This window comes from Leptolyngbya sp. FACHB-321, assembly GCF_014695975.1.
In the GTDB taxonomy this organism is placed as follows: domain Bacteria; phylum Cyanobacteriota; class Cyanobacteriia; order Leptolyngbyales; family Leptolyngbyaceae; genus Stenomitos.
Window position 1 is genome coordinate 1 of the sequence record NZ_JACJPI010000081.1, and the last position, 20,292, is coordinate 20,292.

The 20,292-nt window shown below is 50.0% G+C and carries 15 protein-coding genes, 1 tRNA gene and 2 pseudogenes; 14 read left to right on the top strand and 4 right to left on the bottom strand.

The features are described from left to right. Together H6F76_RS23400 and H6F76_RS23405 are read left to right on the top strand one after the other, a co-directional pair. Positions 1-141: pseudogene (locus tag H6F76_RS23400) on the top strand (photosystem II q(b) protein); the annotation flags it as partial. Positions 142-271: 130 nt separating this feature from the next. Then, positions 272-1,201: an alpha/beta fold hydrolase gene (locus H6F76_RS23405; RefSeq protein WP_190511908.1), complete on the top strand. Its 930-nt coding sequence runs from the start codon at positions 272-274 to the stop codon at positions 1,199-1,201. Between the two features lie 440 nt (positions 1,202-1,641). Here H6F76_RS23405 and H6F76_RS23410 read toward each other — a convergent pair whose 3' ends face one another. After that, entirely contained in the window at positions 1,642-2,031 is a 390-nt protein-coding gene (locus H6F76_RS23410) for an SH3 domain-containing protein (protein WP_190511910.1), read from the bottom strand. Between the two features lie 170 nt (positions 2,032-2,201). On the opposite strand from H6F76_RS23410, the gene H6F76_RS23415 reads away from it, so the two are divergent. The 3 genes from H6F76_RS23415 to H6F76_RS23425 all read left to right on the top strand — a co-directional run bounded on the left by H6F76_RS23415 (position 2,202) and on the right by H6F76_RS23425 (position 5,062). Then, positions 2,202-3,272 carry an alcohol dehydrogenase catalytic domain-containing protein gene (locus H6F76_RS23415; RefSeq protein WP_190511912.1) on the top strand — a complete coding sequence of 357 codons (1,071 nt, stop codon included), beginning with the start codon at positions 2,202-2,204 and terminating at the stop codon, positions 3,270-3,272. A 300-nt stretch (positions 3,273-3,572) separates the two neighbouring features. After that, a complete protein-coding gene (locus H6F76_RS23420; RefSeq protein WP_190511914.1) occupies positions 3,573-4,067 on the top strand; it encodes a hypothetical protein in 495 nt (164 codons plus the stop codon). A 35-nt stretch (positions 4,068-4,102) separates the two neighbouring features. Continuing rightward, positions 4,103-5,062, top strand: a complete 960-nt coding sequence (locus tag H6F76_RS23425; RefSeq protein WP_190511916.1) for a hypothetical protein — start codon at positions 4,103-4,105, stop codon at positions 5,060-5,062. Between the two features lie 292 nt (positions 5,063-5,354). On the opposite strand, the gene H6F76_RS23430 is transcribed toward H6F76_RS23425, so the two are convergent. The 3 genes from H6F76_RS23430 to H6F76_RS23440 all read right to left on the bottom strand — a co-directional run bounded on the left by H6F76_RS23430 (position 5,355) and on the right by H6F76_RS23440 (position 7,033). Then, positions 5,355-5,446: transfer RNA gene (locus H6F76_RS23430), tRNA-Ser, on the bottom strand. A 162-nt stretch (positions 5,447-5,608) separates the two neighbouring features. Further along, positions 5,609-6,703 carry a phospho-N-acetylmuramoyl-pentapeptide-transferase gene (gene mraY, locus H6F76_RS23435; protein ID WP_190511918.1) on the bottom strand — a complete coding sequence of 365 codons (1,095 nt, stop codon included), beginning with the start codon at positions 6,701-6,703 and terminating at the stop codon, positions 5,609-5,611. A 90-nt stretch (positions 6,704-6,793) separates the two neighbouring features. Beyond that, a complete protein-coding gene (locus H6F76_RS23440) occupies positions 6,794-7,033 on the bottom strand; it encodes a DUF3134 domain-containing protein (protein ID WP_190454316.1) in 240 nt (79 codons plus the stop codon). Between the two features lie 298 nt (positions 7,034-7,331). On the opposite strand from H6F76_RS23440, the gene H6F76_RS23445 reads away from it, so the two are divergent. The 9 genes and pseudogenes from H6F76_RS23445 to H6F76_RS31610 all read left to right on the top strand — a co-directional run bounded on the left by H6F76_RS23445 (position 7,332) and on the right by H6F76_RS31610 (position 19,901). Next, a complete protein-coding gene (locus tag H6F76_RS23445) occupies positions 7,332-7,916 on the top strand; it encodes a PAP/fibrillin family protein (RefSeq protein WP_190512305.1) in 585 nt (194 codons plus the stop codon). A 146-nt stretch (positions 7,917-8,062) separates the two neighbouring features. Continuing rightward, positions 8,063-8,983: a PD-(D/E)XK nuclease family protein gene (locus H6F76_RS23450; protein ID WP_190511920.1), complete on the top strand. Its 921-nt coding sequence runs from the start codon at positions 8,063-8,065 to the stop codon at positions 8,981-8,983. A gap of 82 nt (positions 8,984-9,065) precedes the next feature. After that, the gene (locus tag H6F76_RS23455) at positions 9,066-9,641 is read left to right on the top strand and encodes a GNAT family N-acetyltransferase (RefSeq protein ID WP_190511921.1); all 576 of its coding nucleotides are present in this window, start codon (positions 9,066-9,068) and stop codon (positions 9,639-9,641) included. Between the two features lie 75 nt (positions 9,642-9,716). After that, complete coding sequence (locus H6F76_RS23460) at positions 9,717-10,340, top strand: TVP38/TMEM64 family protein (RefSeq protein WP_347276101.1); 624 nt, start codon at positions 9,717-9,719, stop codon at positions 10,338-10,340. 245 nt (positions 10,341-10,585) lie between these two features. Continuing rightward, positions 10,586-11,419: a beta-1,6-N-acetylglucosaminyltransferase gene (locus tag H6F76_RS23465; RefSeq protein ID WP_190511923.1), complete on the top strand. Its 834-nt coding sequence runs from the start codon at positions 10,586-10,588 to the stop codon at positions 11,417-11,419. 6 nt (positions 11,420-11,425) lie between these two features. Further along, positions 11,426-12,757, top strand: coding sequence for a P-loop NTPase fold protein (locus H6F76_RS23470; RefSeq protein WP_190511925.1), 1,332 nt, complete (start codon positions 11,426-11,428; stop codon positions 12,755-12,757). Positions 12,758-12,995: 238 nt separating this feature from the next. Beyond that, the gene (locus H6F76_RS23475; RefSeq protein WP_190511927.1) at positions 12,996-16,166 is read left to right on the top strand and encodes an ATP-binding protein; all 3,171 of its coding nucleotides are present in this window, start codon (positions 12,996-12,998) and stop codon (positions 16,164-16,166) included. Positions 16,167-16,279: 113 nt separating this feature from the next. Next, on the top strand, positions 16,280-17,068 hold the full coding sequence (locus H6F76_RS23480; protein WP_242036816.1) for an HAD family hydrolase: 789 nt from the start codon (positions 16,280-16,282) through the stop codon (positions 17,066-17,068). A 519-nt stretch (positions 17,069-17,587) separates the two neighbouring features. Further along, positions 17,588-19,901: pseudogene (locus tag H6F76_RS31610) on the top strand (NACHT domain-containing NTPase). Positions 19,902-20,292: the final 391 nt, after the last annotated feature.

The window sequence follows — 20,292 nt, forward strand, 5'->3', positions numbered from 1 at the left end:
GGTACTTGGGCGGACATCTTGAACCGGGCGAACCTGGGGATGGAAGTGATGCACGAGCGGAATGCGCACAACTTCCCGTTGGACTTGGCTGCGGGTGAAGCGGCTCCGGTTGCTCTCTCGGCTCCTGCCATCAACGGTTAGTCCTGAGACTGTTCCACTGATGCAGTTGATTGCCTGATTAAGCAAAGAGCGCTTCCTCACGTGAGGAAGCGCTCTTTGCATTGGAGGAGTACAGTGTAATTCAAAGTGGTTGAATGCCAGGACGATCGCGATGATTAGCAGCAGAAATATGCGCTTTTACAGGCGGAAACAAGTGTTGCTCTTGATTAGTGCAGTTGCGATCGCTTACACGTTAGCCTGTCTTTTACTCTTCTTTGGGCAACGCTACTTGCTCTATCGTCCCAAGCCTGAGCTTACGATGCTGCCTAATGCAGCGGCGTTTAACTTGCCCTATGAGGATGTGTGGACGCCGATCGCAGGAACGCATGATCAACTACATGGTTGGTGGATACCCTCACCTTCTATACAAGAGCGCTATGCAGTAATCCCTGATGAGCCTGCGAACGTATTGACCGTGCCAAAAGTCATGCTGTATTTCTGTGGAGTAGGTCGCAACATGGGCGACTATAACTACCTTGCGAGAGTTGCTGCTTTCCATCAGCTTGGTTTTTCTGTCTTTGTGTTTGATTACCGGGGGTATGGTCAGAGTAAGGGATCATTCCCTCACGAACGCCAAGTTTATGAAGATAGTGAGGCTGCCTGGTCTTATCTCCACGAAAGCCGTCATATACCGCCTGAACAAATTTTGCTATATGGGGAATCGTTGGGAGGTGCGATCGCACTAGACTTGGCTGTGAAGCATCCTGAAGCGAACGGATTAATCATGCAAAGCTCCTTCACATCAATGGCTGATGTGTCCCAGCATCGGGGCTTCTCGCGGTTTTTTCCTGTACCTTGGCTGCTGACGGAGCGCTTTGATTCACTTTCCAAACTGCGATCGCTGCATATTCCTGTTTTGTTTCTGCATGGAACTGCTGATTCTGTCGTGCCGCCTGAGATGAGCCAACGTCTGTATGATGTCGCTCCTATGCCCAAACAGCTCTTTTTCATTACTGGCGCCGAACACGTTAGGCTTTACCAGCCTGGAGCACAGTCATATTTGAGAGCTATTCAGAGGTTTGTTGGGCTCTTGCCACCCTAATGTTGAGCAGTAGACCACGTGCCCTTCTGTGTTCTTATGGATTTGTCTGCGGGTGAAGCGGCTCCAGTTGCCCTTTCCGTGTCTAGCATCAACGGTCAGTCTCAAGACAGCTAGATTTCTGGAGGATTGATTACACAAGAAGCGCTTCCTCCTAGGAGGGAGCGCTTGTTGCATTTAGAGCCGAATAGCAAACTGACTCAGATAGGGTTCGATTAGGTTCAACCTTTCCCGTATTATGTCAGGCTTAGCTAAAAAACATTTTGACTACGGATTTGCAATTTCAAATCGTCTTAGAATGCTGAAACCTTTCAGCAGGGGCAAATAGCATAGCGTGGAACTGTGATCATTAATTCCCTGCAAGCCTCTTAGTGTCTGCCGTATGCAAGTTCCCTTGAACCGTAAAGGATTCATTAACTGGCTTCAACTTGATTAGAAAGGCTTTAGTCCCGGCATTCTACAGGAGGAAGTTGGACAAAATCTGCACGTACCCAGCCATACGCACGACTTGTAGGAAAGCCCACCTGATACCAAACCTTCCCACTTTTGTCTTTGCGACTCATCCATTGCTTGGGATCACCATTTTGACTTAAGAAGTCAACCCGGTCTCCTGAAATTCCATAGTGGCGCGCTTTGAAAGTAGTGCCAGGTCCTTCCCGCAGATTAATCTGTGCTTTGGCATCTTGAGCACGCAGTTTGGTGGAACAGTAGGTGCCATCTTTGGCTGGTGTATAGCCAGTGCCCGCGCCTGTCCCTCGCGCCTCTGCCACAGATGCAAAACTCAAGACGATCGCTAATCCTAACCCTGCACCTAAACACTGTTTAATTTTCATAGCTTCTAATGCTTTCTGTAGAGATTATTCATAAGTGTGCCCATGGCAATGCTACAAATCACGTTCTCAATCCAATCTCTATCTCTATACGGCTCTCTGATAGTCAGTCTGGTTATGGCTAGGTAAACCAGTAATATAAGTGGTGGTTGGATCAATAGAGTAGAAAAGCGTTGCTAGCAGCATTATTGTACGGTCAAGAAGATCTCCGATTAGAAACAGTTGAAGACCCAACTCCAGCGGCAGGAGAAGTCGTTATCCGAGTAGGATCAGCGACAACTTGTGGGACTGACTTGAAGGTCTGGCGTCGGGGTGGTCATGCTCGGATGCTGAAGCCGCCGACACTATTTGGTCATGAGGCAGCGGGTGAGATTGTGGCGATCGGTCACGGTGTAACGCACTGGAAGGTTGGCGATCGCGTGGTTGCTAACAACTCGGCTCCCTGCATGACTTGCTTTTTCTGCAAAAAGGTTGAGTATTCTCTCTGTCAGAACTTATTGTTCAACAATGGCACGTTTGCTGAATACCTTAAAATTCCAGCGGCGATCGTGCAGCATAACCTGTTGCCCATTCCAGATGCCTTGCCTGATGCTTTAGCGTCTATGACCGAACCGCTGGCGTGCGTGCTACATGGGGCAGCGCGATCAAACGTGAAGCCGGGCGATCGCATTGTGGTTTTGGGTGACGGTGCGATCGGTCTCATGTTTGTGGCAGCGCTGGCATCCGGTCAAGGTGAATGGTGCAACCAGCCATCAACAGTTAGCGGTCAGCCATTTGCTGAGGTCATTCTCTTTGGTGGCAGTGACCAGCGGCTACAGCTTGGCAAAACGCTGGGTGCGGTCAAAACGTTTAACTACCGTCAAGTAGAAAATGTGCCAGCACTGGTGAAGGAATTAACAGAGGGGTGGGGAGCCGATGTTGTGATTGAGGCAACGGGCGTACCATCCGTTTGGGAGATGGCGATCGCCTGCGCACGACCGGGAGCGACTGTTAATTTATTCGGTGGCTGTCCTCGTGACACCAGTATTACAGTGGATACAGAACGCCTCCACTACAGCGAGTTAACGGTCAAAGGTGTCTTTCATAACACCCCAACCTATGTTCGAGCCGCGCTGAAACTACTGGCAAGCCGTGCGTTGCCCTTTGAGCATCTGATTACCGAGCAGCAACCACTGGCGCAGTTAGGTCAGGTGTTTGAGGCGATGAAGCAGCGAAAAGTGGTGAAGGTGGCGATCGCACCCTAACCAACTTTTACAACTGTGTGCGATCGCCCGTACTGAGCGAAGTGTAACGCTGGAGCAAGCATACTAAGCCCTCAGTGAAAGCGTTGAAGGCAGCGAAGCCTTTAAGCAGCCTTAAGCAAGAGGCGGACTGGTTCAAGTGAAAACGCCTGCCCCTTGAAAGTTTTCGCCGCCGATTCGTACAGATGTACTATAATTGTGGAAACGATCGTTCATGGCTAATGGGGCGGTCGTTTTCCTACGTTTGGTTGCTGTATGAATGCTCCACTGAGCCTGCTACAACGCGCGAAGCAAGGAGACGCTATGGCTATTGCAGTGCTGATGAATGATGCCTTGCAAGCTCAAGATATTTGGGTAAAAGCCATACTAGACGGCAGTTGCCTTCAGGTCATGTTAAAGGGACAGATGCCATTGCATCAGGCTAACTGCGTTGCGTTTATCCGGCGAGGTTTACTGCGTCTTCAGCCAAAAGCGATCAATCAGGTCGTTGCTTACGGCTGGATGGTTGGCGATACATTCCCGCTGTGGATCGCAGCCTTTTCCCTGGAGCAATCTCTGCTGCCACAAAAGCCGCTCCACACTCTAGCAAGCGGGGCGACAGAACCAGCGCTGGAGCATCCACTGCCTCCCACAACTGTTCCTGATACCAATACACGACCCAATCAAACGACCGTTCAGCAACCGATCGTATCGCTGGCTAAGTCTTCCAATACTGCCAAGCAACGCTCTGAACTTCTCAAGCTTGGTGTCGTCATTGTATTAACGACGGCAGTTTATTTTATGGTAACGGGCGTGTAGTTCCGGCGGTAGGAGGGAATAATGCGGGTAGAGGTATGGTGCCAGGAGGCGCAAACTCGATGATACAGCCCGATCGCCTTTCAACTACCAAGCGGCTTGCCAAGCAGGGCGATCGCGCTGCCCTTGCCCAACTCATCAGTTATGCCGTTGCCCATAAGCAGATTGCTGCTACCGTAGCGTTTGATGCTGATCGTCTGCACGTTGGCCTGGAAGGGGTAAGCATTCCTAACCAGCAGATTGCTACGACGCTGATTGAGCGAGAGCTAGTAAGTCTTAGACAGGATGTAATTACAACCGTTGTCATCAACGGCACCCAGACTGGAGCTAGTGAACCAGCCTGGGTGCATGAACTTCAGCTTGAGGCACCAGTACCAGTTGTTGCTAGACCGCTGAGACGATCGCCCTATGCAGCGCACCGCTCGCGTTGTCAAAAACCTTTTACCCTTACGGTGAACGATGTCCTGACGTTTTTGGCAACGTTTGACCCACTTAAAGCAGTCTTCGTCAGTCTTCTAGCGCTCTATGGCTTCTTTGGAGCTTCCAATTACACGGTAGACGGTTTCCTGGAAGGTTCCGATCGCATCATGATGTTTCTGCACGGCGTAAATTTGATTTTTCACGAAGCTGGGCACACCATCCTGGCTATCTTTGGGCGCTTTCTACACATTCTAGGCGGCTCGCTGATGCAGGTCATGGTGCCAGCGGTCATTGCAGGTTATTTTGTGGTGACACGCCAGATGTATGCAAGTGCGATCGCCCTCTGCTGGACGGCACAAAACCTTTGGGATGTATCCATCTACATCAAAGACGCGCAGGTGCGCTCACTGCCGCTGTTGGGTGGTGAAGGTGTGTTGCATGACTGGCACTTTCTGCTGCTCGACTTACATCTGCTGACTCAAGATCAACTGGTGGGTGGCATTGCCTTCTTCTTAGGTTCGCTGCTGTATGTAGCTGCGATCGCGGGTGGCTTTTACTACGCTCGGATGGAGACTTAAACCGTTAGCTACCGACGAAATCCCTAGAAGCTACAAGCAAGCGTAGCGGTACAGCATTCCGCTCTAGCTTCGTTGAGTTTCATAGCAGCCGAAGAGAATGTTAGAACAGACCTAAACCTTGAAACTTGCTTTGAGCAAGGGCTTCGATTCATCCCTTATCCTGTTGCTATATAACTCAGACAGCTTTCAGAGGCGGCTGCCTTAACCCTACTGATATCGTTTACCACTACCGACAACGTGTTCCCAGCCGTTATGTAAACAGAACAAGCTAGACAACGATGGGCTATGAGAACGGAGAGGGAGGGATTCGAACCCTCGGTACGGTCTTACGATTCGTACAACAGATTAGCAATCTGCCGCTTTCGACCACTCAGCCACCTCTCCAGGTGATGGAACATCATAATAACAGATCTCGCCTGCATCACACCAGCGCAAAGTAATTTCTTTTACGGCGGCTGCTCAGGGCACGAAGAGCAAGACTCTGTGCCCTAGTTGCAAAAGACATCAAACGATCGCTCTCTTAATTAGCGGTTAATCAGCGAATGCTTAACAAACTGCCAACGTTACAAAAGACAACAGCCCAGCAATAACGTAAAAGGCAGCTACAATGCGTGTCTCGGACCAGCCTGAAAGCTCCAGGTGATTGTGATAGGGCGACATCTTAAAGAAGCGCTTACCGATGCCATCCGAACCCTTGGTTGCCTTGTAGTAACCAACCTGGAGCATCACCGAAAGCGTCTCAATTAAAAACAGACCACTGAGGATGAGCAACGCAAACAAACTATTTGTCATTAGCGCAACACCAGCAAGAGCACCCCCCAAGGCTGTTGAGCCTGTGTTGCCCATAAAAACACGTGCTGGATTGCGGTTGTGCAGTAAAAAGCCCAAACAGCTACCGCTTAGAGCCGCACAGAATAACATTAGCTCTGGCGCTATTGGTGCAACAAGCGCACCCAAACCTAAGAGCGCGATCGCCACCGTGCCACCCGCTAACCCATCAACTCCATCGGTTAAATTGGTGGCATTGCTTTCTGCCGCTAACACAAAGACGGCTAGTAGCCAAAAAGTCGCCCCCAGAGGCAGCACAAGACCAAAGGGGAGCGCTATGGTTGTAATAGTTGCGGGCTGCGTCAAAGCGAGCCAGAGACAGAAGACAGCCCCAACACCAACTTGTAACAAAAGCTTCATCCGAGGCGTAATGCCTTTGTTAGAACAGCCTCGAATAATCTGCCAATCGTCAATCCAGCCGATCGCGCCATAGGCAAGAGTCAAGGCAGAAACCGCTACGACTGACGGAGCAAAACCAGACCAGATCAGTGCTACCAGAAGCGCGATCGGCAGAAAGAAAATGCCACCCATGGTTGGGGTGCCAGCTTTCTTCAGATGCGATTTGGGACCATCTTCGCGAATGACCTGACCTGCTTTGAGCGCTCGCAGCAACGGCACTGCCCAGAAACCAAGACCTGCCACTGCTAGGGCACAAAACCAGAACGGTAGTGTTAAAGAAAACACTTGAGTCAAGGCTCGTCCTGCTATTTCATCTGCGATGAGGGCAAAGGCACCTAGCCCCATCGTTAACAGTACAAATAGCCGTGTCCCGGAAAGATTTAACGTTTGAGTTGAAAATAACTTAGCGTCCACGAAACTCTCACTTCACTCCACACACACTGTCAACACGCGTTTCCTGTCAAGATTCGGAAAAACAACTAGGCTTTCAACAAACCAGGTCATTTAGTCCTCTAGTTCCAATTCATCATCGTCGTCGTCAATGTCAAAACTATTATCTTCCCCTGCCATCAGATCGTTGAGTTCTTCGCCATCTGCCTCGCGGTAACTGACTTCCTGAACATCGCGTGCCAGCAAGCGACCAGTGCTTTCCAGCCAATCCAGGATTGAAGATTCTTGCTTTAGGGGGATGACTGCTGCTCGTTGGCTACGAGGTTCTTCACGAAGAGAGGGATTGTATGTCATAGAGTGCCTTGTAGTTTGTTTCAGTCGTGCAATCAATTCTTTTCAAATCTTAGCCAGAATTAGCACAACATTATTCGACTTTATGAATAAACAACCAGAGTGTATCACCATAGAAAAGAATTGCAAGAGTTTTTGCTGCTTAAAGGCAAGTTTGGCTTGTGGCGGAAGCGTCATGGCTGCATGATACGGCACCTGACCTTTTTTGCCCTCTTTTCTCTTTCCACGGGCTGTCTCTGCTGATCCGTAGCAAAATTAAATTAGATTCTCGTCCAGTTGTTGCATATATAGGTTGGCAGAAATGATTGGTAAAGCATCCTTACTAGAAGCGATCGCCGGTACAAATCGTGGGCTACTTGCCACCGACAGCGACAAGAATGCTATTGCAGTCGCGATCGCTCAGCTAGAAGGATACAACCCTACACCGAAACCGCTTGAAGCAACCGCGTTGCTAGAGGGAAATTGGCGCTTGCTGTACACCACCAGCCAAGAGCTTTTGGGCATTGATCGCGTCCCGCTAGCTAAACTTGGGCAGATCTATCAGTGCATTCGACCTGCAACCGCAACGATCTACAACATTGCCGAAATTAGTGGGCTACCGTACCTGGATGGACTGGTAAGTGTGGCGGCTCGCTTCAGCCCTGCGTCAGAGCGGCGCGTAGATGTGAAATTTGAACGCGCCATCATTGGACTTACGCGGCTGATCGGCTACCAAGCGCCCGATCGCTTCATTCAAGACATTGAAGCAGGCAGAAAATTTGCCGCGATCGACTTCAACATTGGCAATAGCGATCGACAAGGCTGGCTAGACATCACCTATCTCGATGAAGACCTGCGGATTGGTCGTGGCAATGAAGGCAGCGTATTTGTGCTGGCGAAGAAGTGATGGGAGGAGGGAAAGGATAAGGGATGAAGGAGGAGAAGCAGCAGAGGACGGAATGCTAAGGAATTGGGCAGTATGGCTCAAAGTGCTGTTCAAAGTTCCTTTATGACTGCTGCTCCATTGCACAAGCATTTGGACAGGAAAGCGATATGAACGATCAAGCAGATAAGAATGATCAAGTAGATAAGACAGTCGGACTATTAGCCAACGAAAACGCTGTATCCTTTAGCCCTTATCCTTTAACCTTTCCGATCCGGCTGTCTCAATCGCAGTTGAACCGTTTGGCTGCCTGCCCGCGAAAATTTCAACATACAGATTTGGAGCAGTTGGCAGCGCCAAGTGAACCAGACCAACAGGAGCGGCAGAATCAGGGCACACGGTTCCACTTGTTAATGCAGCAGTGGTTGTTGGGTTTGCCCGTAGAGTCGCTGGTGCAGGAAGATCCCCAACTGCAAACCTGGTTTAGTGCGTTTATGGCGGTGGCTCCTAAAATTCTGACACTGGGAGGCGATCGTCCAGCCTGGGGGCAAAGCGAACACTCGCGCACACTAGCCTTTGAAGGCTACTTGTTGACGGTGGTGTATGACTTGTTATTAGCTAACGGTCAGCAGGCGCAAATTCTAGACTGGAAGACCTATCCCCGTCCGCAAAATCCGCGCTGGCTGCTGCAAAACTGGCAAACACGGCTCTATCCCTTTGTGCTGGCTGAAACGAGCGATTATGACCCCGATCGCATTGCCATGATCTACTGGTTTTTTGAGTCCTCTAATGAACAAACTCCAGAAGCCCGACGGTTCAGCGTTGCCTACGATACGATGCAGCATGAGCAAACCCGCAAGGATCTCACCCACTTGTTGAGCCGACTGACGGGTTGGCTAGAACGCTATCAGCAGGGTGAACCCTTTCCGCAAGTGCCCTTAGCCTCAAAGGAATGCGATCGCTGTAGCTTTGCCATCCGGTGCGATCGGGTGACGTTTCGAGATGAAAAGGAGCAATCACAGCAGCCGATCGATCAAGAAAATGCTTTCTCGTTACCCAATCTTGCCGATATCCAGGAAGTTGTTTTATGAATGGGCAGAATTCAGCAGTCAGGACTTCAAGGACAACTAACAACCAAAAACTAACAACTAGCAATCAACAACTCCTTCGACCATGACCGACATTGATAGATCTCCCGACGAATCACAATTAGCGATCGACATTCGCGAGATGGAAATTGATGACCTCGCGCCTGTGTTTCATCTGGGCGAAAACCTCTTCACTAGCGACCTGTACCCTTACATCTACCGCACCTGGGATCAGTGGGAAGTGATTGGGCTGTACAACACCGATCCAGAGTATTGTCTGGTTGCCGAAGTGCAAGAGCAACTAGCGGGCTTCATTCTCGGCACGATTATCAACAAGGCATCCTGGACGTATGGCTATATCATCTGGCTGGGTGTGAGTCCTGCTTTCCATCGGCGAGGCGTTGCTGACAAACTGGTCGATCGACTAGTTGAACGCATGATTGATGATGGCGCACGGTTCATGATGGTAGACACCGACCCAGAAAATACGCCAGCGCTGAAATTCTTTGCTCGTAAAGGTTTCGGCAATATTCGCAAGCACGTCTACCTGTCGATGAACCTGAGCAAGCACGAATACTACGGCAAGCTCATCGCTTACGAACGCGAAAAAGCTGAACGCCAAGTATGGAAACGACCGAGAAAGCGATCGCCCAAAGCTTGATATGATCGCGTCCTCTTTCTACTTTTCCACTGGAGTTTTGACTAATCGGTGAAGAGAATTAGTTCCAGAATTGTAGTGTTTCTACTGGTAGGCGTGGGCCTTGCGATCGCGGGTGTAGCGGTGTATCGCAGTGGTGGCATTTACCCCGGACAGCTTCAAAATTGGTTGCAACAGGCAGGTAACTGGGCACCGCTTTGCTATGTGCTGGCATACATTGTAATGACGATTGTGGTGTTGCCGTCTACCCCACTTAACATTGTCGGTGGAGCCATGTTTGGTGCTGGATGGGGTTTGGTCTGGACAAGCCTTGGGGCATTGCTAGCCGCGATCGTGCCGTTTACCTTTACGCGAACGGTTGGGCGAGAAATCGTTGCTCGACGACTGGCTGGGCGCTGGCAGGCAATGGATGCTGAAGTGCGCCACGGCGGGCTGTTCTATATGTTTGCGATTCGTCTCGTGCCTGTCATGCCATACGGTTTAGTCAATTTTGCGGCTGGGCTAACCGCTGTAAGCTTCAAAGATTATCTGCTGGGTACGGCTCTGGGTACTGTCCCAAGTGTCTTACCGTTTGTACTCTTGGGTAGCTATGGTGTAAGAGCCGTGCAAACTAGGGATGTGCTGCCGCTCATGGGCGCATTGGGTCTAACGAGTGTGTTGGTCGCAGGTTCGACGTGGTATCGCCATCGCATGAAGAAGTAAGGTATGAGGTGTTAGGTGACTGATCTGTAAGTCAAGGTCTTGAGGTGTAACGAAAAACAGCCGCTCTGACAGGGTGTTTGAAAGGTAAGACCATGACCCAAGCGAAGGGGCTTACGATTGGATAAATACTTAAAAGACCAGAGTTCCGACTACCTTTGGAAGTAAAGATATACTGGCATCTAACAACATTCAGCGTTGGCTCGATCGCTAATTTTTTGGATTAACCTACTTTCACTTATGCAAGTATGCGAATTGCTTACATCGTGCTGGTACATCAGTATCCTGATCAGTTGGTGCGGCTAGTCCATAAACTTAAGACTGAAAACACAAGCTTTTTTATACACATTGATCGCAAGGCAGCGCCAAGCATTTACCATGCCATTGTGAATGAAATTGGTAATTTACCTGACGTTTACTTGCTTAAACGGCACAATTGTTACTGGGGAGAACTGGGCCATGTTAACGCTACTATTGAGGGCATCAAAGCACTCTTAAACAGCAAAACCGTCTTTGACTATACCGTTCTGTTAACTGGTCAGTGTTACCCGCTCAAAGCCAATAGTGCTATTGAAATGTTCTTAAACGCACAGCAAGGCTTTTCTTTAATGGAACATTTTCCACTGCCCTCATCATGGCGATGGCGTATTGAAAAGTGGCACATACGGTTCTTTTCTAAAAAGTTTATGGTGCCAAAGCGACAAAGCGATCTTTCCATCAAACGACGCTTTCCGTCTGGTCTTGAACCGTTTGGTGGTTCAGCTTATTGGTGCTTATCAAGAGAATGTATAGAGTATATTGATAAATTTTTGCATCACAACCATAACTTTATTAACTTCTTCCACTTTTCGTTCGCTCCTGATGAAATGTTTTTTCAAACAATCCTTCTTAATTCACCCTTAAAACACACGATCATTAATGATAACTACTGGCATATAAAATGGTTGCCTGCTGCTGCAAATCCAATTGTGTTAGGTGTCGCTGATTTTGAGACTATGACGACATCATCAAAACTCTTTGCTAGAAAGTTTGATGCTACTCAAGATCCAGAAATTTTAGATAAGCTCGATCGCGCTCAATAACGATTCATGACTATTAATGCGTCTCAATTTCTCAAAGCCTGTGATCCGAGTCGAGCGCTGTCGATTAGCAATCCACAAGACCGGAGTTACTACATCGATTTTGCACCCGTACGTGGCAGCAACATTATTCAGGAGCTAAAGCGAACGATCGCCCTACTTGCTGATGAAGGCACCTGCCAGCTTTTTACAGGACACATCGGCTGCGGTAAATCGACGGAATTATTGCGGCTCAAAACTGAGCTAGAACAACAAGGCTTCTACGTTATTTACTTTGTCTCCACCGAAGATTTAGATATGTCGGATGTGGATGTCACCGATATTTTGATTGCGATCGCTCATCAAGTCAGTGAAAAACTAGAAGCGGATCAAATCCGGCTCAAGCCAAAGTATTTTGCCAACTTGTTTGCTGAAATTGGTGACATCTTGCAAACGCCGATCGAAATTTCGCAGGTCGATTTTTCGGTTGGTATTAGCAAAATTACTGCCAGAACCAAAGATAGCCCGCGCTTACGCAATCAACTTCGGCAGTACATGGAGCCACGCACCAATGGCATTTTGCAGTCGCTAAATGAAGAACTGCTGGGGCAAGCCAATCTGCAACTCAAGCAGCGTGGCAAGCAGGGCTTGGTTGTAATTATTGACAATCTTGATCGCGTTGACGCGAGGCAACTCCCCTCCGGACGGACGCAGCCAGAATATTTGTTTGTCGATCGAGGTGAGCAACTTTCTAAGCTCAACTGTCATGTGGTCTACACCATTCCACTGGCGCTTGTGTTTTCTAATGAAGTCGAAATTTTGAAGCAGTGGTTTGGCGGTGGCGTGTCGCCCAAAATTTTGCCGATGGTGCCAGTACAGCGACGCGACGGTACTCATGCTGAGGATGGTATTGCGCTGCTGCGGCAAATGGTGCTGGCACGAGCGTTTCCTGGGCTTGATGCCGCACAACGTCTTGCCCGTATTCCCGAAATGTTCGATTGCGTTGAAACGCTCGATCGCCTCTGTCTCATCAGCGGCGGTCACGTCAGGAATCTGCTAGGTTTGTTGCGTAACTGCGTCCAGCGGGGCGATCCACCCTTTTCGCGCGATGCAGTAGAACACGTCATTCGCGGACAGCGTGACGCGCTGGTTAGGACGATTGATGATCAAGAATGGGCGCTCATTCTCCAGGTGGTGGAACAACAGAGCGCACGTGGCGAAGTGGAGTATCAAACGCTGCTCCGCAGCATGTTTATGTTTGAGTACCAGGATCAACAAGGCGGCTGGTTTGGCATTAATCCGATGCTGACAGAGACGAAGAAGTATCAAACGTGGGCAGAGGGGAGAGGTGTGAGAGCGTGAAGAGAGAGGCAGCGCGGTGGGACGGTGAAGAGTAAAGGGGTGAAGAGTTGAAGGAGTGAAGGGGTGGGAAGGTGAAGAGAGCGGCAGATTGGTGAGACGGTGGAGAAGTGAAGGGGTAGAGGATACAGTAAATTTCGTTGTCACTGTTCGATTTTCGGCTTCTGCTTCTCAAGCTTCTGCCTTTTGCCGTCTTCTTCCACGTGCCAGGACGTAACGTACAACAATAGGGCTTTAGGCTATGAGCACGACTCCGCGACCGCGACCAGAAGCCTATGTGGAGAATGATCGATCGCTGGATACCCTCATTCGCGCTATTACGCTATCGCGGCATCAGTTTGCGCTGATTTTAGTGCGCTGCAACTACACCAAACTGCGCGATCACTTGATGCAACAGTTTAACAAAAACTGTCCGTTTCCCGTCCGTGAATACACTCTGCCCGAATCGGCAAAGACGCTTTATACGAGCATTCGGACGGAGATGAAGGATGACGGGCAGACGTGTGGGGCGGCTGCGGAGACAGGGGCGCAAGAAGAGTTTGCTCAAAGTTTAGAAGTGCAAAGTGCTGCCAACGTTAACACAACGCCTGACGCGCAACTCCTGGCTTCCGGCGAGCCGTCCCCACGCTGCCAGCCGCCGAACGCTCTGATGGTTTATGGATTGGAGTCGGTCACGGCGATCGATCAGGTGTTGTTAGCGACTAATCTGGTGCGCGAGGAGTTGCGCAAAAAGTTTCCGTTTCCGCTGGTGCTATGGATCAACGATCGCATCCTGGCAAAGCTCGATCGACTGGCACCTGATCTCAAAAGTTGGGCAGGCAATACGGTCATCTCGTTTGATGTGGCAGCAGAGGATGTGGTGGAAGGCTTGCGACAGCATACTGATCGCCTCTTTGCGTCCATTTTGGATGCGGGTGATGAGCAGTTTTTACCCAACTGGGCGCTGCTGCAACCGGGCAATACTGGTACGTGGGGTACGAATTCACTCCGACGTACAGAGCTAGAATTTGCCCTTGACCGCGTGCTGACCAGTGGTCAAACCTTTGATCCTGCACTTCAGGCTAGTCTCGACTTTTTGCTGGGGCAGGATGCTCACGCGCAAGGAGAACTAGAAACGGCACGCCTCTGTTACGAACACAGCTTGAAGTTTTGGCGGGAGGAAAGCAAGCGGCAGCAAGCGCAAAAGTTGTCAGAGTCCTTTGTTTTGCTGCCTTCTGCTAGAGAACGATCGGCGTGCGTATTGGTTTACCTGGGGCTGTGGTGGCGATCGCAGGCAATGCAACAGCGCACCGCCTATGCCAATGCCTGCCAGCAAGCACGCAACTATTTTCGGCGCGGTCTGGAAGTGTTTGAGCAAGCCAACCGTCAGGATCTTGTGGCACGGTTCATCATCCCGCAAGCCGAAACGCTGCAAAAGCTGCAACAGTGGCACGAACTGGAGATGATGGCAAAGAAGGCACTCGTGTTGCACAAGCTCTATGCCGATCCGGTGCGGCAGGCTCGTGATCATGGCTTTCTGGCAGAAGTGGCGCTTGCACGGTCTGATTGGGCGGAGGCAAAGCAGCAGGCAGAAACCGCACTTCAAATTCTGGCGACCACTGCTGCCACGATCGAGCAAGTGGCAGATCCGCCACCCAATCCTCATCTTGAATTCAGCCTGGAGATGGCACGACGGTATCATCAGGGCTGGTATCTGCTGCTGTTGGGTAGAGCTGCAGCGAACCTGGGGCAGATAGAAGCTGCGATCGACCATCTAGAAGCAGCGCAGAACCAGACTTACCCACTGGATGATCCCCAGCTTTATATCAACATCCTGCGACATCTACGGGAGCTTTACTTTCAGCAAGGGCGCTACCTGGAAGCGTTTTACACGAAGCAAACGCGACGATCGCTGGAGCATCAGTACGGGTTTCGTGCCTTTGTTGGAGCGCTGCGCTTAGAACCCCAGCAACCCCTGCCAGCCCTGCTACCTGGGCAACCCCTACCCGAAAGTCCCCTGGCACTAGAGATTAAAGCCTCTGGTCGTCAACAAGATGTCGATCGCCTGGTTGCCCGCATGGGACGCAACGACTTCAAACTTACGGTGATTCACGGTCCCTCTGGTGTGGGCAAAAGCTCGATCGTCAATGCGGGGCTGGTGCCTGCGCTCAAAGAACGAGCGATCGGCGATCGTCTCGCGCTGCCCATCCTGCTAGATGTCTACACCGACTGGCAAGCAACGTTAGAAGCGAAACTAGCGATCGCGCTGAGATGGCAAGAAGCAGACGGCAGAAGGCAAGAGACGGAAGACAACACAACTCAAGCCCTCCCTCATCCCTCATCCCCCCTCCCCTCCCTCATCGCCCAACTTCGCCAAGCCACTAGCCTCAACCGTCTTCCCGTCCTCATTTTTGACCAGTTTGAAGAATTCTTCTTCGTCCATGAAACCGTGCAGCAGCGTCGTCCGTTTTACGAGTTTCTGCGTGATTGCCTGCATCTTGACTTTGTAAAAGTTGTGCTGACCTTGCGGGAAGACTATCTTCACCATCTGCTGGAGTTTCACCGCTATGCCAGCCGAGACGGCATCAACCTGGATAGCATCACCGATATTCTTGGGAAAGATGTGCGCTACGCTCTGAACGACTTTTCCCCAGAAGATGCGCGATCGATTATCAAAAGCCTGACTAACCGCGCTCAGTTTTACCTGGATGAGGCGCTGGTAGAAGCGTTGGTGCATGACCTGGCAGGAGAAGACGGGGCGGTACGAGCGATCGAACTGCAAGCGGTGGGTGCTCAACTGCAAGCTGAAGGCATCACGACTCTGGCAGACTATCGGCAGAAAGGACCCAAGGCAAAGCTGGTGGCGCGATCGCTCGACAATGTGGTGGAAGACTGTGGCACCGAGAATGAGGTTGCTGCGCGTAATGTCCTTTTTCTGCTGACAAACGAAAACGGTACTCGTCCGCTCAAAAGTCGTGAAGACCTGGAAACTGATCTGGTCGATTTGGGTTTAACCGCTGAAATCAACAAGCTGGATCTGGTGCTGGATGTGCTGGTTGGCTCTGGTCTACTGTTTCTGGTGCCCGAAAACCCTGCGAATCGCTACCAGCTTGTACATGATTATTTAGTCAGTTTCATTCGCCAACAGCAGGCAGAAACGGTGGCTAATTTGGAGTTGCACGATCGATCGGACGACGCTTCAGAGCCAGAGCAGAGCCGAAAGCGACTCATCAGCCTGCAAGAGCAAAATATGTTTCCAAAAGACAGCCTTCACCCAGCTCGGTTCACCCGGCGATCGCTAAAGCCCCTGCTGCTCCTCTTTTTAATGACACTACTTGCTGCTATGTTGGCGGTTAGCTTGAAGCCGCACTCCAGTACATACCAACCCCAAAAAGCGACAGCCATAGCCAGTCACACCGTTGCTAAACCCTAGTTAATTCTGTCTTTGGCAAACTTATGCAGTGTGCGGCTTGCCTCTGTGTGACTGAGGTTGCACCGTGATGAAAGCAGGTGCGGTACTGTAACGGATGTTGTTGTCTTCCACTCATGATGTCTGTTAACGCCCCCACTGTACTTGCGCTCGACTTTGATGGTGTGCTTTGTAACGGGATGAAGGAATACTTTCAGACAGCGTGGCGTGCGTATTGCAACCTCTGGCAACCTGAAAACACAACACCGCCAGAGGGCTTGGCTGAACGCTTTTACCGCACTCGTCCAGTGGTGGAAACAGGCTGGGAAATGCCGTTACTGCTGCGATCGCTCTTGCTGGGCACTCCGGAAGCTGAGATTCTGCTCCATTGGACTGCGATCGCTCCGTCCTTGGCTGACAAAGAAGGCATCGCACCAACGCAACTTGCGGCTGAAGTAGATGGGGTGCGCGATCGCTGGATCTCTACTGACGTGCGTAGCTGGCTAGCTGAGCAAGAGTTCTACCCCGGCATCATTCCGCAATTACAGACGTGGCTGACTGGTACGACGGCAGTGGTAATCGTCAGTACTAAAGAGGGACGCTTTATCCAACAACTGCTGCAACAGCACGACGTTGATTTCACAAAGCTGCAAATTTTCGGCAAAGAGGTAAAGCGACCAAAACCCGAAACGCTGCGATCGCTGATAGCAGAGCATGGGAGTGATGCAACAGTTTGGTTCGTCGAAGATCGGCTGCAAACCCTTCATGCAGTGCGTCAGCAGCCAGATCTGAACGATGTAAAACTTTTTCTGGCTGACTGGGGCTACAACACGCCAGCAGAACGCAACGCGATCGTGCAAGAACCGCACATCCACCCACTATCCTTACAAACATTTAGCCAACCTCTAACCACCTGGATCGTTTAGTTAGGGACAAAAGGTTGTTTGTTTTCAACGAGCCTCTCCATAATCTGGTACAGCGGTACAGAACGAGAGAACAGGAGTTTTAGTCTTCCTTCTAGCCGCTTTAACTAGTTTGTCCGTCACCATATGCTGAACGACTACTCAAACCCGATTTCATACTCTCTGCCCTTTTTAGAGTTGTCGCTCGACTCAACGCCTTTAAGGTGTTTGAAATGAGCCGTAATGGTTGAATTCGTTGCAAAAATTTAGAAAATTATTCCAGGTGGCTTCACGTCTGGTAAGGCGACAACACGCCAAGCCTGTAGAAGCTGAAAGTCATTCTAGGCATCATTTATAGCCTCAATTACATTGCAGTCTTGAGAACGTGCAGGTGAATCCGCTGGTTGAATTCTTTGTCTTTCGCTCAAGCTTTAACTAGATCGCTTGGCTGATGTATATCTTCCGCCATTCCTATGTTCCACACCGTACAGGGGTCTTAGTATGAAGGCATTGATATGAATTTTTATTGATTAAATTTATTTTATGGTTAAACGATCGCTCCAGGCATCAGAGCTAGGCATTCAGGAAGCAAAACGAGCCTTTGCTTTGAAAGGCTGGACGCAAGAGAATCTCGCTGGCGAGGTGAACTTAAAGACACGCCAACCGATCTGGCGCTTTTTCTCCGGTCAGTCTGTCGAACGCCATGTTTTTCTCGAAATCTGCTCTGTGCTGGGGTTGGCTTGGCGCGAGATTGCCATGAATCCACCCGCAGACTTTCCAGAAACGTCTGGGAATAGTCAGTCTGCGGGCGTTGATCTAGAGGCGCTTGTACAAAAGGTGCGATCGCACCGATCCGCTAAAATTCAAGACCAGGGCGGCATCTTGCAGCTCTTAGATATCAGTCGTCCCGTCAGCATTGATGACATTTATATTGATGTCAATATCTTGGAGGAAATTGCGAGCCAGCAATCGGTGGCGATCGAAGACCTGAAAAACTTGGGACCCGAAGCGTTCGATCGCTTTGGGCTCGGCACGGTAGACCAAAAGCAAGTACCGGGTATACAGGTAGTTGAAACGTATTCTAAGCTCCGAGTGTTGGGCAAACCAGGCGTTGGTAAAACCACGTTTCTACAGCATCTCGCTATCCAGTGCAATAACGGCACGTTTGCCGCAGACCGGGTGCCCATCTTCATCGCGCTGAAAAACTTTGCGGACGAGTCTAGAAGCAGCGGCGAATTCAGCCTTTTAACCTACATCCGTCAAGAATTTTTCACCGCTGGTTTGACCGACCCAACTGCGATCGAAACGCTGTTGCAAGCAGGCAGGGTCATGCTCTTGCTGGATGGTATGGATGAAGTGCTGAATCAAGAGAGCACTGCCGTCCTACGCGAAATGCGTCGCTTTGCGGACAAATATCACAGCAATCAATTTGTAGCAACCTGTCGCACGGCAGCGCAAAAGCTCAGGCTGCGGGGCTTTACCGATGTTGAAATTGCCCCCTTCAGCCAGGGACAAATCACTGCGTTTGCCCAAAAATGGTTTGTTGCCTTCACCAAGACCACTGCTCAGGCAGGGCAGGCAGAGTCCGATCAATTTGTACAAAAGCTGGACTTGCCGGAAAACTGGCAGTTTCGCCAACTGATTGTTACTCCCCTGTTTTTGCACCTTGCTTGCTGGGTGTTTCATGGTCAAGCAAAATTTCCGACCAAGCGCACAGAGTTTTATAAGCAAGGACTAGACCTGCTTTTGGGCAAATGGGATGAAGCCAGAGGCATTGAGCGCGATGATGTGTATCGAGACTTTCTTATTGCCCCAAAAGCTCAAGCTGTTGAGCCAGATTGCAGCGGCATCGTTTGAGCGGGGTCAATACTTCTTTGAGCAGCGCGTGCTGGAACAATACATTGGAGACTACATACGGAGTTTGGCAGCGGTTCCCCCTGAGCCAGAAGCCCTGCAAGTTGAGAGCGAAGCAGCGCTAAGGGCGATCGAAGCACAGCATGGTCTCTTGGTAGAACGGGCACGCGGGGTGTTTTCCTTCTCCTATCTGGCGTTTCAAGAATACTTTACGGCGCGCAACATCGTTGCCAGCTATAACTTGGAGGCATTTGAACAAGCCCTGAGTGGGTTGGTCAGTCACCTCACCGATCCACACTGGCGCGAAATCTTCTTGTTGACTACGGCAATGCTGCGGAGTGCCGACTCTCTTATGCAGTTGATGAAGCAACAGATTGATGCGTTGGTTGCGAAAGACCCTTACCTACAGGAGTTTTTGACCTGGGCAAGCCAAAAAGCGCAGCTTGTTCCATCCCCACCGAAGGTCGCGACGGGACGAGCCTTTTACCTAGCGCTTGCTCGGACACCTCATGTTGCGTCTCAATTTGTTTTAGCCAGCACCCTTGATCAAGGGATGTTTCTGGATGCGGCACTGGATGACCTGCTGCTCAATTGTGCGATCGAGCAAAGCCAGTCTTTTGCTCATGCTTATGCCTGTAGCGATGCGCTCAACAACCTTCTGGTGATTGTGCTAGATGCAGGCTTTCAAAAATCACTGCAACAACTTAAAGATCAATTACCCAATGCCACTCAAAATCAGCATCACTGGCAACTCTGGTGGAAGACGCACTACACCGCCTGGGTAGAACAATTGAGAAGTACGATCGCAGACTATCGCAACATCCACCACCAATGGCGGTTCAGCCCTGAGCAACAGCAAACGCTGCAACATTATTACGATGCTAATCAACTCCTACTGGATTGTTTACGCAGCAATTCTGAGGTAACAGCCGCAGTGCGACAAGAAATTGAAGCAACATTATTATTGCCGCAGAAAGAACTTGAGAAGAGAGAGTGGGAATAGAAGTTAGCTTGCGATTCTTTTTGCTAAAGTTCAAATTTTTAGCTTAACTTATACAATCTCAACTTTATTCAAACAGTCGGTATACGCGATTTCTAACCTCTGGTTGTTACGCTTGAAATAGAAGCTAAACAACCGTCGATTTAGAACAATGTGCAGACAGCAAATCTGTCTTACATAAACGTTGTCTTTTATTGAAAATTAAGGTAATGGCTTAAGACAGGAAATGAAACCGGGTTACAAAAAGCTTTTGTAAGAAAGCGATACCGTTGTCAAATTAAACGTCATCTACAGTGAATACATTCATGTCTGCGTCAAGTTCATTCTCAACGCATTTAAGGCTCGATCGTAGTCATCAGTTATTTTCTGACACAGTAGCCAAACGCTCAACCCC

Bases quoted from the DNA above. Each gene is read 5' to 3' on its own strand.
- H6F76_RS23405 (WP_190511908.1), top strand. From the start codon at position 272: ATGATTAGCAGCAGAAATATGCGCTTTTACAGGCGGAAACAAGTGTTG.
- H6F76_RS23410 (WP_190511910.1), bottom strand. From the start codon at position 2,031: ATGAAAATTAAACAGTGTTTAGGTGCAGGGTTAGGATTAGCGATCGTC.
- H6F76_RS23420 (WP_190511914.1), top strand. From the start codon at position 3,573: ATGGCTATTGCAGTGCTGATGAATGATGCCTTGCAAGCTCAAGATATT.
- H6F76_RS23425 (WP_190511916.1), top strand. From the start codon at position 4,103: ATGGTGCCAGGAGGCGCAAACTCGATGATACAGCCCGATCGCCTTTCA.
- H6F76_RS23440 (WP_190454316.1), bottom strand. From the start codon at position 7,033: ATGACATACAATCCCTCTCTTCGTGAAGAACCTCGTAGCCAACGAGCA.
- H6F76_RS23445 (WP_190512305.1), top strand. From the start codon at position 7,332: ATGATTGGTAAAGCATCCTTACTAGAAGCGATCGCCGGTACAAATCGT.
- H6F76_RS23450 (WP_190511920.1), top strand. From the start codon at position 8,063: ATGAACGATCAAGCAGATAAGAATGATCAAGTAGATAAGACAGTCGGA.
- H6F76_RS23455 (WP_190511921.1), top strand. From the start codon at position 9,066: ATGACCGACATTGATAGATCTCCCGACGAATCACAATTAGCGATCGAC.
- H6F76_RS23465 (WP_190511923.1), top strand. From the start codon at position 10,586: ATGCGAATTGCTTACATCGTGCTGGTACATCAGTATCCTGATCAGTTG.
- H6F76_RS23470 (WP_190511925.1), top strand. From the start codon at position 11,426: ATGACTATTAATGCGTCTCAATTTCTCAAAGCCTGTGATCCGAGTCGA.
- H6F76_RS23475 (WP_190511927.1), top strand. From the start codon at position 12,996: ATGAGCACGACTCCGCGACCGCGACCAGAAGCCTATGTGGAGAATGAT.
- H6F76_RS23480 (WP_242036816.1), top strand. From the start codon at position 16,280: ATGATGTCTGTTAACGCCCCCACTGTACTTGCGCTCGACTTTGATGGT.